The sequence below is a fragment of the Novosphingobium kaempferiae genome (assembly GCF_021227995.1).
GTDB classification, from domain to species: domain Bacteria; phylum Pseudomonadota; class Alphaproteobacteria; order Sphingomonadales; family Sphingomonadaceae; genus Novosphingobium; species Novosphingobium kaempferiae.
The window spans coordinates 4,787,512-4,801,636 of sequence record NZ_CP089301.1; the positions used below are offsets into that span (position 1 = coordinate 4,787,512).

Here is a 14,125-nt window from a genome sequence, read left to right on the forward strand (position 1 = left end):
GACGTCCTGGCGGTGTGAAAGCCGGCAGGGGATCGGGCTCTATGCATGTGGGGATGATGTTCGGCTCTCCTAGAGATCGAACGCTCCCTGAGCCTTTTCTCCCGGTGTCGGATAGACCCGCACGGCTGGCAGCGAACCGGCGGGAAGGTGGATAAGAACCTCACTGGAAGGGATTGTCGGATCCAGCCAGTCAGCCCAGCGTTCGCGCGGAAGCGGTATGATCTGGCGATGGTGATAGGGCGCGACGTCCTTGCCTGCGGCCATGGTCAGAAGCGTGAACGCTTCGCCCTCCAGATTGTCGCGCCAGATGCCGGCCATGCAGAACCAGGTGTGATCCCTCAGAGTGAAGAGCCACTTGTCGAGGCGCTTCTGGCCGTGAACTTCGGGATCGGTGAACTCGTAGAAACCGTCGGTGAGAACGAGACACCGATGCGACCTGAACTGCCTGCCCTCAGAGCGGAAGTTGTAGACCGGCTTGCCTTGGGAACCGGCCCAACTCCAACGGCGATTGACCAGATCGGCGGAGTTGCGATCCCCCGGCACGCCTGAGCGGATGATCGGCGCGATATCGGTCATCCTGATGTCCTCGCGAGACGGCACGTTGGGTTTGCCTTCAGGCAGGTCGATCCTGAAGCGCATCTCCTCCAGTTCGGCAAGGATCGCCGCGATATCGGTTTCCAGCTTGAAGTCGTTGCACATGCTACCTCCGCTCGAACAGTGGGAAGCATGCCATCCGTGCGGCGCAATGTCAGGATCATTCCATGGCGGTCGCAGCCATTCCGGCACTGGCCCCGCGCAAATGATGGCAACGCCTGCTCGAAGGTTGCGCTTCGGGCGCAGGGGCGGGCGTGCCGCCATCCGAAGCACGCGCAAACCGCGAACCGAAACGTCGCATACCTGCTACCGCGGCGTTATCCACCAGTGATGCAGCTGCGAGGCATCGACGCGGGATGCGCGGCGCGTCTAGGCGGCGGCGATGAGCATCATCGCCACAATCATGAATTCGACGACGGGACAGCCAATCCAGAAGCTGACGTTCCAGCGCATGCCCAAACCCTGGGTGACCCTGCATCTTGCGACCGGCGAACAGGTCACCGCGGATCGTGTGCATGTCGGAAAGCCTGCGCCCGGCAAGTTCGCTGCCCCGGTCGAAGTCTGGGTCACGCCGAAGTCCTAACCGCGCCTCGCGAGTAGAAGCGTGTGCTGCAAGCCTGATGGCCGAATAACGTGCAGCTGCCACCCATATGTGCCGAATGCTGGGCATCGTCGGCAATCCTTCGTCCATTGGTTCGTGGCAGCTTGGGTTCTTTGATTGACGTCCGGTGGTTTGCGCAACGTTCCGCAAATCGGTGGTGTGCATGATCCTTGCGCACACAACAGGTCCACCACACACATCGAAAATGTGCCGGTCACCGGGACCGCAACATGGGGCGAATGCCTTCAGTCGGCAGGCAGGCGCGGGAGAGATCGACGGCAAGTCTGGGCGATCTGAACCCTGTGCGCCTGCCACGCACGGGATATGTCTCCGGCCCGTTCCTGTAACGCGTCCCGATAATGTGCCGCTGTGCGAAGCGATGGCGTCCGTTCCATAATCCACATGACGATCAGTTCCGATTGAGTGTTCAACGGCAGCGCACTGCTCCGGGTTCCACGAGGATATCGAACCATGATGCTGAAGCCTTGCGGCAACCCCAAACGGGTCCGGCGACACTCGGCTCACTAAAACGTCGCCCGGGATTTGGCGTGCATCCGATCTGAGCTTCGCAATAGAAGGCGGCATCGAACACGCCGGTTTCGGTCGGGGATAGACTGCGGTCGGGAATAGGCTGCTGGAACTTCGCGCGGTTGTGAGGCAAGGGCGCTCGCAACCCTTCATACTGTCCAGGCGCGCAGAGGGCCGTGGACCTTTCGAATGAGATGACAGCAAGACCATGACCAAAAACGATCAGCGCGACGATCTCGACACACCGCTGATCGAAGCGAGCCGTGGTTCGGTGGCAAAGTTCATCGCGTATGCCAAGCGCCGCGGGACAATCACCGTCAGCGAACTGAATGCGGCGCTGCCGCAGGATCAGATGACGACTGACCAGATCGAGGATGTCATGGCTGCCATCTCCGAGATGGGGGTGAAGGTCGTCGACAACGACGATGATGACAGTGACGATGGTGATGAGGCTGTCGATGCCGAGCCCGGCGCCGGCGCTGCCGCCAATTACGATGACGAACCGGGCGATGAGGCCGATGATACAGGTGCGGCCTTCCAGCGCCGCGAACCGGCTGCGAGGAAGGCCGATGCTCTGGGCAGCACCGACGATCCGGTACGGATGTACCTGCGCGAAATCGGCGCCGTCGAGATGCTCAGCCGCGAAGGCGAGGCGGCGATCTCGAAACGCATAGAGGCCGGGCGGGACATGATGATCCAGGGCCTGTGCGAGAGCCCGTTGACCTTCCATGCGATCATCGCGTGGTCCGAGGCGCTCGATGCCGGGACGATGCAACTGCGCGAGATCCTGGATCTCGATGCGATGGTCGCCAAGGAGCCCCAGCCCGAGAACCTTGCGGACGATGGCAATAACGCCGGTGACGGCGAGATCAGCGCGCAGACAACGGGTCCATCCTTCAAGGATGATCCTGCCGGTGAAGACGACGCCGATGAGGAGGTCGACGAGGACGGCAACCCGGTCGCGGGAAAGGACGCCGAGCAGGAGGAGGACGAGGGCAACACCATCAGCCTCGCCGAGATGGAAGCGGCGCTCATGCCGGACGCACTGGCGAAGTTCGCCCTGATCGCCGAGCTTTTCCATGCGTTCGAGCCTTTGCAGGCCGCTCGTCTGGACGCGATGGGGCTAGGTCTGGCATTCCCGGGAGCGCAGGAAACGGCGTACCAGGAACTGCGCCTGGAACTGACGGCCCAGGTCGAGGCCGTGAAGTTCCATGCCTCGAAGATCGAACAGCTGATCGACAACCTCTACACGTCAAATCGGCGTCTGACGGCGCTGAGCGGGCAGATGCTGCGCCTGGTCGAACGTCACAAGGTGAAGCGCGCCGACTTTCTCGAAAGCTACATCGGCCGCGAACTGGACGATACCTGGCTCGAGGACGTCGCGAAGAAGGACAGGAAGTGGGCCGCCTTCGCGGCGTCGGAAGCGGTGCCGGCGGAGCGCATCCGCCTTGAAGTCGCGGATATCGCCGCCGCAACCGGCATGACGCTTCCCGAGTTCCGCCGCATCGTCAACATGGTCCAGAAAGGCGAGCGCGAGGCGCGCATCGCCAAGAAGGAAATGGTCGAGGCGAACCTGCGGCTGGTGATCTCGCTTGCCAAGAAATACCTCAACCGCGGCCTGCAGTTCCTGGATCTCATTCAGGAGGGCAACATCGGCCTGATGAAGGCGGTCGACAAGTTCGAGTACCGCCGCGGCTACAAGTTTTCGACGTATGCGACCTGGTGGATCAGGCAGGCGATCACGCGCTCGATCGCGGACCAGGCGCGTACGATCCGTATCCCCGTCCACATGATCGAGACGATCAACAAGCTGGTGCGCACCAACCGGCGTTTCCTCCACGATCATGGCCGCGAGCCCACGCCGGAGGAGATGGCGGAACGCCTGTCGATGCCGCTTGAGAAGGTGAAGCGGGTCCTCAAGATCGCCAAGGAGCCGGTCTCGCTCGACACCCCGGTGGGTGACGAGGAGGACAGCCACCTGGGCGATTTCATCCAGGACGCGAACGCGGTGATACCGGTCGATGCGGCAATTGAGTCCAACCTCAAGGAAATGATCACCCGCACGCTCGCCTCGCTCACCCCGCGCGAGGAACGCGTGCTGCGCATGCGCTTCGGCATCGGCATGAACACCGACCACACCCTCGAGGAAGTCGGGCAGCAGTTCTCGGTCACCCGCGAGCGTATACGCCAGATCGAGGCGAAGGCGCTGCGCAAGCTGAAGCATCCAAGCCGTTCGCGGGTGATGCGTTCATTCCTCGACTGATAGGCCCTCGACTGATCGGCGCGGGCGGTGTCGCTCGCATCGGGCGCGATTATCAGTCGGGAAGGAACATTCGCGGGCGCATGGTATCATACGCCCGCGGTCAAGAGCTGGTCGGGCGTCGATCAGAGGGAGGTAACGGCGGGCTTTGCTAGAACGCTCGGTTCAGTGGACTTCGCGCGCTGGGTTTGCCGTCGGTCGCTGTATTTTTTCCAGGCATATCCACCCGCAACGGTAGCTACCAGTCCGAGTGGGCCCATCCGGCGTAGGATGGTGGGCGCGGCTATACCGAGGAGCGTTCCCCCGGTCCCGCTGATGCCGCGGACGTGCTTTGCCGCCTTGTTGCCAGCAATGGCTCCGATGATCTTGCCGAACATGTTCTGTCTCCTTTGACCTCTATCAAGGGTGCATAAGGGCGAAGGTTCCACGATCACGTTCACTTCCGGGAGGGGGTAACCTGCCAGTCTTCGAAGACGAGCGCCTATTCCCGGTCAGGAGAGGGTGCGTGAGAGGCACTATCCACAGGCTGTGGACAAAGTGCTCTCTGGATAGGCTGAGCACCAGGGAACGCCTTGATCGTTCATCGGGTTGCGCCATGGTGAAACCACGTCGCAGGGTTGAAAATAGCGATCCGGCGGCGCCAACGCAGATTTCGACAGGACGAACTTCTCATGAACAACAGCGATCTCGCAGACGTTATCGCCGCCGATCACGGTATCGCCAAGACCGATGCCCGCAAGATCGTCGATGCCGTCTTCGACGCCATCGGCAACGCGGCGGCCAAGGGCGAGGAAATCTCGCTCAACGGCTTCGGCAAGTTCAAGGTCAAGGACAGCCCGGAGCGTGAAGGCCGCAACCCTGCGACGGGGGAAGCCATGACCATCAAGGCGTCGAAGAAGCTCGGTTTCACGGCCGCCAAGGGCGTGAAGGACAAGCTCAACGCTTGACTTGAAAGGGCATGCGGCGCTGCGGCGGACAGCCGGCGCCGCATGCCGCGCATGATTTCCGGCAGAGGCCTGTGGGAGGGTGAGCGGACATGATCGTACGCATCGAATTGGCGGGCACCGCCGACCTCGATGAATGGGCGGGTCTGCGCGCCAGGCTCTGGCCGGACGGCTCGAGGTCAGAGCACCGCAAGGACCTAGTCGATCTGATGGGCGAGCCGCAGGCGGTCGTCGGCTTCCTGGCCCGCGATCTTCGAGGCACCCTGGCGGGCTTTGCCGAAGCTGCCCTGCGGATCGACTACGTGAACGGGTGCGAGACATCCCCCGTCGCGTTCCTTGAAGGGCTTTATGTCGTGGAGGAGCGTCGCCGGCAGGGCATAGGACGGGGGCTCGTCGAGGCGGTGGAGGCATGGGCACGGCTCAAGGGTTGCACGGAACTGGCCTCCGATGCCCTGCTAGAGAACACGGTCTCCCATGCCATGCACATTGCGTTGGATTTCGAGGAAACCGAGCGTGTGGTGTTCTTTCGCAAGGTTCTCGATCCAGCGCCACGCCTGAGCTGAAGTCGTGACCGCGGAATTCCTCGTCGGCAGTCGAACTTCTGCAAAATATTCATAGGAATATCAACGGGTCGTGCGTAGCAGATGCGCCGGGAAATTCACTGCGCGCGCGGGTCTGGCCCTTCGTCCGGTGAAACTCACGGATCGATGTGGGAGGATTTCTGGATCCCAACGTTGAGGCAGCAGCGTATATTGAGGGAACGGCGAGGAATGAGCGCGCCAATTGCCGTAACGCCGCGATTGGCCCATACCTGATCGTCCGCCGGAACGCTGGCGCATGATCAAAACAAGGCCTTGTCCGCTGCCGTTCCGTTATTCTGCAAGCCACTATTGATCATCGAGGCCAGGATCCCTTCCGCCCGAGCGCGGGTGGCGGATCTTCGACCGCGAAATTGCGCCGCACCCAATTGCGGGGCAGGATTCGAAATCCTGACGGATGATCGGCGTAACATCCTGTGCGATGCCGGGCCTGTGACCAGACGGTCATAGCCTCTCCAGCGAGGCGCGCGGTGCAGAAATCGGCCAGCCAGTGTTTCGCTCATTGATGGCAAGACTGGCGAAAAAAGGCCGGCGCAAGGGCCGGCTTAAAGGTCTTGGGAGAGGATGCCTGAAAGGCAGGGACAATATGGGCGACGATCGTTTCGAGGGCCAGTGCAACTGCAGCATGGGTCGTCTCGGGTTCTGCAACAGCCCACCGCAGATGCAACGATATCGACCACTGCGTGGTGTCCATCACGAAATGGCGCGCCGAAACCGCATCGTGGTCGATGCACGAGGATCGCGTACATATCCTTAGAAGCCACGGGCCGTAGCACCAATTCTGACCTGTAATGGGGCAATTCGTATTTCTATCGATAGTCCGGCAGCCGATGAGTCCACTTGAAATGCGCTGTAATCGCGGCGATGCATCACGCATTGCCATACGAGCAATAAGCGTCCTTAATCGCCAGTAACATCGAGAGGGGCAATATCGATGCCTGATACCAAACCGACGTCCGATATAGCCGCTCTGACCGTGCAGCTTCTGAGTGCATATCTGGTCAACAACACCGTCGGCGCTGACGATCTCGCCGGCCTCATTCGCTCGACACGCGCTGCTCTTACCGAAGATACAGCGTCAACGGCGGCAGAGCCTGAAGCACCAACCTATGAGCCTGCAGTGTCGGTCCGTAAAAGCCTTGCATCCGATGATCAGATCATCAGCCTGATCGATGGCAAGCCTTACAAGGCTCTCAAGCGCCATCTGACAAGTCATGGGCTCACCCCCGAGCAGTACCGGGAACGATACAGCTTGCCTGCGACCTACCCGATGGTTGCTCCTGGTTTCGCTGCCCAGCGTCGCGAGATCGCCAAGAAGATCGGCTTGAGCAATCGCAAGGCCACTGTCGCGGCGACCACGGCAAGCACATCGACATCAGAAGCTCTTCCTGCATCTGCGGTCGATGCACAAGCGCCGGGAGCAGAAGCGGCGAACGGACCGGCGCCGGCTACTGCGCCTGTGAAGGGCAAGCAGACCATAACTCGCAAGCCACGCAAGATCCTACCACAGGAAGCGATGGCGGATTCCGGCGCCTCTGTTGCAGCAGCCTCGAACGCGCCCGCAGAGGATCCTGAAGCCGTTGCGCCGAAGAAAAGGGCTTCAGTAAAGTCCAAGGGCGGAACGCCGCCAGCAAAGGCTTCTGCAGCCAAGGAGTCTGCCGTAGGCAAACCCAAAACGGCGCGGAAGGCTAGAGAGGTCAAACCGTCCAATGCTCCGGCCGAAAGCCCGAAGTCAGCGCGCAAGGGACGTGGCAAGCTCGGACTGTTCAACCGGCAGGACACGGAGCCTAAGGGCGACATGGAAGACACTTCGCCTCCAGCCACCTCTGACAAAGCAGCCGGCAAGACCGAGGGTAAGCCGCCGCGTTCAAAACGCATGGCCCGCACACCGAAAACTGCAAAACTGACGACGGGCGGTGGTAACGATAGGTGATTGTAGAGCGGGGGCCGGCGTCGAACGGTCCCCTACCACTGTCGGGATCGGAAAGGATCCAGACCAAACCGTCAGCAACGAAGATAAAAGTCCGAAACCAATTCTAGTAGGAGCCAATGACTGCGGAGTTGCCGTTGGCGATATAATCGCTTGCGACGGTTTAAGTTGGTTCAAGGTTGGACTTACCAACTGTCCGCTTCAGATAGACAGGCTCATGAACAGGGCCCTAAAGGCTGGTAGAGAGGCCTGCTGCCGTAGGCCGCAATGCGCCCTTTTCTGCCATGCTATCGAAACCAAAACGTGCCAAAAGCTGCCATCGGCAAGAAGGGATATCGTCCCGAGCGATGCCTGTACCATCTCGCCAAATCAGAGGGCCGCGCAATTGGACATATGGTTCTATCTATCGCCTTGTTCTGCTTGAAGGATTTAGTTCTCGAATGAGACCGATGAGAAGCCGCAAAACGGTCGGAACCTGTCACTGCCCGGAATAATCTGCGTGAAAGCCTTCGCCTATGGCGGCCCGCTCGCTTGGTACGAGTTGCAACGCACTGCATCTTCAAGGACGTTGTTGCTGACCCGGCCGGTCGATCTAGACCGCATGACCCGATGGTCAAGCACGCCGAAGTCGGTCGCAGTGCTGAACCGGATCGTGGCCTCTCCCAGCGGCGTCTCCGCCAGCCATCGCTCGCCGTCCCGATGGAGCGACGACGACATGCCCGCTGCCCATTTCGGAAAGTTCTCGGGTCGGCCGGCGAAGGCGTAGGCCTCTGTCATGAGGCATTCGATCGTGATGCCGATCAGGCGGGCTTCGAGACTGGCCATCGCACAACTCCTTCGCCGGTCGATAACCCTTGAGCGGGCGAGGAGTTCTCACCCTGCTTTCCGACAGGACGCGCGAAGACCGGGGCGGCGTGCGAAACGAGACGCCGCGCGGCGCATTGCTTCCCGCGGTGTTTCACACGGGAGCTTCCTCGCCATGGCCGACTTCGACCTCTACTACTGGCCCGTTCCGTTTCGCGGACAGTTCATCCGGGCGATCCTCGCCTACGCCGGGAAGAGCTGGAGGGAGCACGACAGCGACGACATCGGCGACCTCATGGCCCGCGCGCCCGCCGACCAGCCGGTGCCCTTCATGGGGCCGCCGGTGCTCATCGACAACGCGAGCGCGTTCGCCATCGCCGAGATGCCCGCCATCGCGCTCTATCTCGGCGAGAAGCTGGACCTGTTGCCGACGTCTCCCGAAGACCGGGCACGCTCAATCAAGGTCGTCAACGATGCGAACGACGTGCTGGACGAACTGACGCTCGACGGCGGGCGCGAGATGTGGACTGCCGACAAATGGCGTGAATTCGTGCCGCGCCTGAGCCGATGGATGGAAATCTGGGAGGCCACCGCGTCCGCTAACGGGCTCGGCGAGGAAAGCGGCACGCTGCTCGGAGCCGACGAGCCGGGTGTCGCGGATATCGTCACTGCCGTGCTCTGGTCGACGATGGTCGATCGTTTCGACGTCATCGCCGCGCTTCTGGCCGGCACCGCGCCTCGGGTGGCTGCCCTGACGCGGCGGATGCAGGCGACGCCGCAACTCGCCCGGTTGGCCGACGACAGCCGCGCGAAATACGGTGATGCCTATTGCGGTGGCGAGATCGGGAAATCCCTTCGCGCCGTCGCGACGTGATGATCGGCTCGCCATCGTACCGCCGCATACACCGGTCCTATGAGCGCCAGCCGGGCACCAATCGCGACCGGGAAGGTTGTGCAGATGCGAGGCAGGGCCACGTCGGGCATGCCTGATGCGAGAGGTTCACGCATGACCATGACCGTCAACGGCGAGGCCGCCGAAATCCCGCGCGACCCGCGCGTCTCGCTGCTCGATTTCCTGCGCGAGCATCTGCACCTGTCCGGCACCAAGAAAGGCTGCGATCAGGGTGCCTGCGGCGCCTGCACCGTGCTTGTCGATGGGGAGCGTGTGCTGTCCTGCCTGTCGCTGGCCGTCCAGTTCGAAGGGCGCTCGGTGACGACCATCGAAGGGCTGGGGCAACCAGGTAGTCTGCACCCGTTGCAACAGGCGTTCGTCGAGCATGACGGCTTCCAGTGCGGCTACTGCACGCCGGGTCAGATCTGCTCGGCGGTCGGCATGGCGGCGGAAATCGCGCGCGGAGTGCCGAGCCATGTGACTGTCGATCTCGGCGACGACGGCATCGACCTCAGCCATGACGAACTGCGCGAGAGGATGAGCGGCAACCTGTGCCGCTGCGGGGCCTACAACGGCATCGTCGCGGCCATCGCCGAAACCTTCGCTGAAGAACCGCTCGCGGAGGCAGCCGAATGAACCCGTTCACGTATGCGCGTGCCGCCGACACCTCCGATGCCGTCCGGCAGGGCAGTGCTGCCGGGGTGAAGTACCTTGGCGGCGGCACCAACCTCGTCGACCTGATGCGCGAGACGATCGAGCGACCGGCGAGCCTCGTCGATGTAACTGGCCTTTCGCGCGAGATCGAGGAACTGCCCGGCGGCGGCCTGCTGATCGGCGCGGGTGTACGCAACACTGCGCTCGCCGAGCACCGGCTGGTGCGCCGACGCTACCCGTTACTCACGCGGGCCGTGGTTTCGGGCGCCAGCGCGCAGATCCGCAACATGGCGACGGTCGGCGGCAACGTCCTCCAGCGCACGCGCTGCGCCTATTTCTACGACGACGCGGGATCGCGCTGCAACAAGCGCAGTCCCGGCTCCGGCTGCGACGCGATCGACGGGTTCAACCGCAATCACGCGATCCTCGGCGCATCCAGGTCGTGCGTCGCGGTGCATCCTTCCGACATGTGCGTGGCGCTGGCGGCGCTGGATGCCGTGGTCCATCTGCGCGGCGACGGCGGCGAGCGCCGCATCGCGCTGACGGAGTTGCACCGCCTGCCCGGCGAGCGGCCGGATATCGAGACCATGCTGGAGGCCGGCGAACTCATCACCGCCATCGAACTGCCGCCGCTGTCCGGTGAGGCGCGCTTGACCTACCGCAAGGTGCGCGGCCGTTCGAGCTACGCCTTCGCGTTGGTCTCGGTCGCGGCGGTGCTGGATGTCGCGGACGGGCATGTGCGCGACGTGCGCATCGCGATTGGCGGAGTGGCGCACAAGCCATGGCGCGCCGTGCGGGCGGAGGCGGTGCTGCGCGGCGGTCCGGCGGCGTCGCTGGCCTTCGCCACCGCCGCCGATGCGGAACTTGCCGAGGCCCGGCCGCTGTCGGGCAATGCCTTCAAGATCGAACTTGCGCGCCGCACGATGGTCGCCGTGCTCGAGGAACTCGCGGGAGAAATCGCATGAGCATCGTCGGCGACGCCAAGCAGGCGATACAGGGCGCGGTGCAAGGCGCGATGGCGAAAGCGGTGGCGCTTGCGCCGGACCGCTGGATTCCGGGAGGTGAGCCCGACCCCCTGATCCGTGAGCGCTACGGCCATGTCGGCAAGCCACTGTCGCGCATCGACGGCCCGCTCAAGGTCACCGGGCAGGCGCAGTTTGCGGCCGAATTCCCGATGGAGGGCATGGTCTATGCGGCGCTCGTCTTCAGCACCATCGCGAAGGGGCGCATCGCCTCCATCGACACAGCGTCGGCAGAGGCCGCTCCCGGCGTCGTCGCGGTGATGGACCATCGCAACGCCCCGCGCCTCGCGCCGCCGCCGGTGTTCATGTCGGCGCCCAAGGCGGCGGGCGGGGACGACCTGCCGATCATGCAGGGTGACGACATCCGCTGGAACGGCGAGCCCGTGGCGGTCGTGCTCGCCGAAACGCAGGAACAGGCCAGCCACGCGGCCTCGCTCATCCGCGTGACATACGAGGAGGCGCCTGCGCTGACCTCTTTCGCCGAGGCGCGCGGGCAGGGCACGCGGCCCGCGATGTTCATGGGCCAGCCCTTGCACAACGAGCGCGGCGACGCCGAGGCGGCGCTGGCCGAGGCCGAGGTGCGCGTCGACGGCACCTACCTGACGCCGCGCCACAACCACAATGCGATCGAGCTTCACGGCGTCACCGCTGCATGGCAGGGCGAGGTGCTGCGCATCCACGACGCCTCGCAACTGGTCGCCCATACGGCCTGGTCGATCGGGCAGATGTTCGGCATGGCCGAGGACAAGGTCGTCATCACCTCGCCGTTCGTGGGTGGCGGCTTCGGGGGCAAGTGCCTGTGGCAGCATCAGGTTCTCGCGGCCATGGCGGCGAAGGTGACGGGCCGTCCGGTGCGCCTCGTCCTCTCGCGCGAAGGGGTTTATCGCGTGGTCGGCGGTCGCTCGCCGACCGAGCAGCGCGTCGCGCTCGGGGCTGATCGGGAAGGGAAGCTCAAGGCGCTGATCCATACCGGCGTCACCATCAAGACCGCCACCAACGCCATGCCCGAGCCGTTCATCCTGGCGACCCGCAGCGCCTACGCATCGGACACGGTGAAGCTCGACGTGCAGATGGTGGAACTGGACATGCTGGCCAACACCTTCATGCGCGCCCCGGGGGAATCCGTCGGTACCTTCGCGCTGGAGAGCGCGATGGACGAACTGGCCGAGGTGCTCGGCATCGATCCGGTCGAACTGCGCCTCCGCAACGAGCCGGAGAAAGACCCGAGCACCGGCCTGCCGTTCTCCTCCCGTCACATCGTCGAGGCATGGCGCGACGGCGCGCAGCGCTTCGGCTGGGCCCGGCGCGACCCTCGCCCCGGGATGCGCCGGGAAGGTGAATGGCTTGTCGGCATGGGTTGCGCGACCGGGACGTATCCGTACTACCGCATGCCCGGCGGCGCCGCACGGATCACGCTCACGCGGGACGGGCGCGCCATCGTCGACATCGCGGCGCACGAGATGGGCATGGGCACCGCGACCGCGCAGACACAGGTCACGGCGGAGCGGCTCGGGTTGCCGCTCGAGCGGGTGAGCTTCAACTACGGCGATTCCACGCTGCCCGGCGTCGTCCTCGCAGGCGGATCGCAGCAGACTGCGGCGATCGGCGCGGCGGTCGGCGCAGCACATCGCGATCTCGTGAAGGCGCTGCTCAAGCTTGCGGGCAACGATTCCCCGCTGGCCGGGCTCGCGCCGGACGATGTGGTCAGCCGCGAGGAAGGCCTTTGCAAGGCCGACGAGCCGGCAAGGCACGAAACCTACGCCTCCATTCTTGCCCGCGCGGGGCAGGATACGGTCAGCGTCGAGGCCGAGGGACCGCCGCCACTGGAAACGATGCACTGGTCGATGCACAGCCATGCCGCGATGTTCTGCGAGGTGCGCGTGAACGCCGTGACCGGCGAGCCGCGCGTCAGCCGGTTCCTCGGCTCGTTCGACTGCGGGCGCATCCTCAACCCCAAGACGGCGACGAGCCAGTTCCGCGGCGGCATCATCATGGGCCTAGGCCTCGCGCTGATGGAGGAGGCGCAGTTCGACGAGCGCAGGGGCAGGATCATGAACCCCAGCCTGTCGGAGTACCATGTGCCGGTACACATGGACGTGCCCGAGATCGACGTGATCTGGACCGACATCCCCGACCCCCACGCCCCGATGGGCGCACGCGGCATCGGCGAGATCGGCATCACCGGCACCGGCGCGGCGGTCGCCAACGCCATCTATAACGCGACCGGGAAGCGCATCCGCGACCTGCCGATCACGCTCGACAAGCTGCTCTGAGGCGAATGGCCGTGGCGCCGCTTGTCGCGAGGCTGCGGAAACGAGCGCTCAATCCGCCGCCTCGCACGGATCGATGATCGAGCCGGCCTGGCGCGTGCGGCGCGCGCCGAAGCGGGTGAGGTCGGAGCCGATGCCCGATCCCCGGCTCTGGCCGCCGTTCAGGGAATGGCACGTATTGCAGCCGCTGGCCGCGAACAGCGCCGCGCCGCGACCCTGGGTGCGTATGGGCGGCTCGCGACTGGCGGCCAGCCATGCGTCGAAGGCGGCAGGCTCCATGGCGATCACGTCGAACGCCATCAGCGCATGGCTGAGGCCGCAGAACTCCGCGCAGACGCCGCGATAGGTGCCCGCCTTGTCGGCCTTCACGACGAGGCGGTTGGTGCGTCCGGGGACCATGTCCATCTTGCCTGCGAGGCCGGGTATCCAGAAGCTGTGGATCACGTCCGTCGCAGTCAGCTCGAACACGACGGTGCAGCCCTCCGGGATGCGCACTTCGTTGGCGGAGATCAGGGGCGGCCGGCCCTGAGGCTTGTAGCGCACGCGCCACCAGAACTGCTCGCCCTCGACATGTACGCGCAGGTTTCGCGCCGCGGCGGGCAGCGGGCGCATCGCGGGCAGGGCCCAGACCAGCAGCGCGGTCAGCACCACCGTCGGCACGATCGCGCCGAGCCAGAGCACCATGCGCATCCCGCCCGCATGGTCCATCCGCCCCTCCGGCGCGCGCACCGCCAGCACGAACACCGCCGCGACGCCGAGCGCGATCGCGACTGCGCCGGTCACCAGCACGGTCGTCATCGTCAGCGTCGAGCGCGCCTCCAGCCCGAACGGTGCCAGCGCGGACTGATGGCTGTTGCAGCCCGCTAGCAGAAGCGCGCAGACGACGGTCGATTTACGCAAGCCTTCCCCGGTGTTGCGCAAGGCAACGCACGGGGAGGGCGGGGGTTCGAGGGCATTGCGCTACAAAGCGTGTCTTGATGCGCTGTTCGCCAAGGATTGACGAGGCCAAGCGAGTTAGCGTCGCCAT

General features: G+C 64.2%; 14 protein-coding genes. 9 read left to right on the forward strand and 5 right to left on the reverse strand.

The window, feature by feature from the left end; all coding sequences use genetic code 11:
- Positions 1 to 69 precede the first annotated feature (69 nt).
- Positions 70 to 858 (reverse strand): SOS response-associated peptidase family protein, encoded by a 789-nt coding sequence (locus LO787_RS21745; RefSeq protein WP_232493064.1) that lies wholly within the window; start codon positions 856 to 858, stop codon positions 70 to 72.
- A 118-nt stretch (positions 859 to 976) separates the two neighbouring features.
- On the opposite strand from LO787_RS21745, the gene LO787_RS21750 reads away from it, so the two are divergent.
- Together LO787_RS21750 and rpoD are read left to right on the forward strand one after the other, a co-directional pair.
- A complete protein-coding gene (locus tag LO787_RS21750) occupies positions 977 to 1,177 on the forward strand; it encodes a hypothetical protein (RefSeq protein ID WP_232493065.1) in 201 nt (66 codons plus the stop codon).
- Positions 1,178 to 1,931: 754 nt separating this feature from the next.
- The gene (gene rpoD, locus LO787_RS21755) at positions 1,932 to 3,986 is read left to right on the forward strand and encodes an RNA polymerase sigma factor RpoD (RefSeq protein WP_232493066.1); all 2,055 of its coding nucleotides are present in this window, start codon (positions 1,932 to 1,934) and stop codon (positions 3,984 to 3,986) included.
- Positions 3,987 to 4,108: 122 nt separating this feature from the next.
- Here the strand turns inward: rpoD and LO787_RS21760 are convergent, their stop codons facing one another.
- Positions 4,109 to 4,360 (reverse strand): hypothetical protein, encoded by a 252-nt coding sequence (locus tag LO787_RS21760; protein ID WP_232493067.1) that lies wholly within the window; start codon positions 4,358 to 4,360, stop codon positions 4,109 to 4,111.
- Between the two features lie 294 nt (positions 4,361 to 4,654).
- On the opposite strand from LO787_RS21760, the gene LO787_RS21765 reads away from it, so the two are divergent.
- On the forward strand, positions 4,655 to 4,930 hold the full coding sequence (locus tag LO787_RS21765; RefSeq protein ID WP_232493068.1) for an HU family DNA-binding protein: 276 nt from the start codon (positions 4,655 to 4,657) through the stop codon (positions 4,928 to 4,930).
- Between the two features lie 89 nt (positions 4,931 to 5,019).
- On the forward strand, positions 5,020 to 5,490 hold the full coding sequence (gene aac(6'), locus LO787_RS21770; RefSeq protein ID WP_232493069.1) for an aminoglycoside 6'-N-acetyltransferase: 471 nt from the start codon (positions 5,020 to 5,022) through the stop codon (positions 5,488 to 5,490).
- 535 nt (positions 5,491 to 6,025) lie between these two features.
- On the opposite strand, the gene LO787_RS21775 is transcribed toward aac(6'), so the two are convergent.
- Positions 6,026 to 6,220, reverse strand: a complete 195-nt coding sequence (locus LO787_RS21775) for a hypothetical protein (protein WP_232493070.1) — start codon at positions 6,218 to 6,220, stop codon at positions 6,026 to 6,028.
- A gap of 240 nt (positions 6,221 to 6,460) precedes the next feature.
- Here LO787_RS21775 and LO787_RS21780 point away from each other — a divergent pair, with 240 nt between their 5' ends.
- Positions 6,461 to 7,459, forward strand: coding sequence for a Ros/MucR family transcriptional regulator (locus tag LO787_RS21780; RefSeq protein WP_232493071.1), 999 nt, complete (start codon positions 6,461 to 6,463; stop codon positions 7,457 to 7,459).
- Between the two features lie 510 nt (positions 7,460 to 7,969).
- Here the strand turns inward: LO787_RS21780 and LO787_RS21785 are convergent.
- Positions 7,970 to 8,281: a hypothetical protein gene (locus LO787_RS21785; protein ID WP_232493072.1), complete on the reverse strand. Its 312-nt coding sequence runs from the start codon at positions 8,279 to 8,281 to the stop codon at positions 7,970 to 7,972.
- A gap of 154 nt (positions 8,282 to 8,435) precedes the next feature.
- Between LO787_RS21785 and LO787_RS21790 the strand changes: the two genes are divergently transcribed.
- The 4 genes from LO787_RS21790 (at position 8,436) to LO787_RS21805 (ending at position 13,101) form a co-directional block, all read left to right on the forward strand.
- Positions 8,436 to 9,134 carry a glutathione S-transferase gene (locus tag LO787_RS21790; RefSeq protein ID WP_232493073.1) on the forward strand — a complete coding sequence of 233 codons (699 nt, stop codon included), beginning with the start codon at positions 8,436 to 8,438 and terminating at the stop codon, positions 9,132 to 9,134.
- 132 nt (positions 9,135 to 9,266) lie between these two features.
- The gene (locus LO787_RS21795; RefSeq protein ID WP_232493074.1) at positions 9,267 to 9,788 is read left to right on the forward strand and encodes a 2Fe-2S iron-sulfur cluster-binding protein; all 522 of its coding nucleotides are present in this window, start codon (positions 9,267 to 9,269) and stop codon (positions 9,786 to 9,788) included.
- Positions 9,785 to 10,771 (forward strand): FAD binding domain-containing protein, encoded by a 987-nt coding sequence (locus LO787_RS21800; protein WP_232493075.1) that lies wholly within the window; start codon positions 9,785 to 9,787, stop codon positions 10,769 to 10,771. Before LO787_RS21795 ends, LO787_RS21800 begins: the two co-directional genes overlap by 4 nt.
- Entirely contained in the window at positions 10,768 to 13,101 is a 2,334-nt protein-coding gene (locus tag LO787_RS21805) for a xanthine dehydrogenase family protein molybdopterin-binding subunit (protein ID WP_232493076.1), read from the forward strand. Before LO787_RS21800 ends, LO787_RS21805 begins: the two co-directional genes overlap by 4 nt.
- A gap of 48 nt (positions 13,102 to 13,149) precedes the next feature.
- On the opposite strand, the gene coxB is transcribed toward LO787_RS21805, so the two are convergent.
- Complete coding sequence (gene coxB / locus LO787_RS21810; protein WP_232493077.1) at positions 13,150 to 13,998, reverse strand: cytochrome c oxidase subunit II; 849 nt, start codon at positions 13,996 to 13,998, stop codon at positions 13,150 to 13,152.
- Positions 13,999 to 14,125: the final 127 nt, after the last annotated feature.

Coding starts and splice junctions, on each gene's coding strand:
- LO787_RS21745 (WP_232493064.1), bottom strand. CDS start 858: ATGGCGGCACGCCCGCCCCTGCGCCCGAAGCGCAACCTTCGAGCAGGC.
- LO787_RS21750 (WP_232493065.1), top strand. CDS start 977: ATGAGCATCATCGCCACAATCATGAATTCGACGACGGGACAGCCAATC.
- rpoD (WP_232493066.1), top strand. CDS start 1,932: ATGACCAAAAACGATCAGCGCGACGATCTCGACACACCGCTGATCGAA.
- LO787_RS21760 (WP_232493067.1), bottom strand. CDS start 4,360: ATGTTCGGCAAGATCATCGGAGCCATTGCTGGCAACAAGGCGGCAAAG.
- LO787_RS21765 (WP_232493068.1), top strand. CDS start 4,655: ATGAACAACAGCGATCTCGCAGACGTTATCGCCGCCGATCACGGTATC.
- LO787_RS21775 (WP_232493070.1), bottom strand. CDS start 6,220: ATGGACACCACGCAGTGGTCGATATCGTTGCATCTGCGGTGGGCTGTT.
- LO787_RS21780 (WP_232493071.1), top strand. CDS start 6,461: ATGCCTGATACCAAACCGACGTCCGATATAGCCGCTCTGACCGTGCAG.
- LO787_RS21785 (WP_232493072.1), bottom strand. CDS start 8,281: ATGGCCAGTCTCGAAGCCCGCCTGATCGGCATCACGATCGAATGCCTC.
- LO787_RS21790 (WP_232493073.1), top strand. CDS start 8,436: ATGGCCGACTTCGACCTCTACTACTGGCCCGTTCCGTTTCGCGGACAG.
- LO787_RS21795 (WP_232493074.1), top strand. CDS start 9,267: ATGACCATGACCGTCAACGGCGAGGCCGCCGAAATCCCGCGCGACCCG.
- LO787_RS21800 (WP_232493075.1), top strand. CDS start 9,785: ATGAACCCGTTCACGTATGCGCGTGCCGCCGACACCTCCGATGCCGTC.
- LO787_RS21805 (WP_232493076.1), top strand. CDS start 10,768: ATGAGCATCGTCGGCGACGCCAAGCAGGCGATACAGGGCGCGGTGCAA.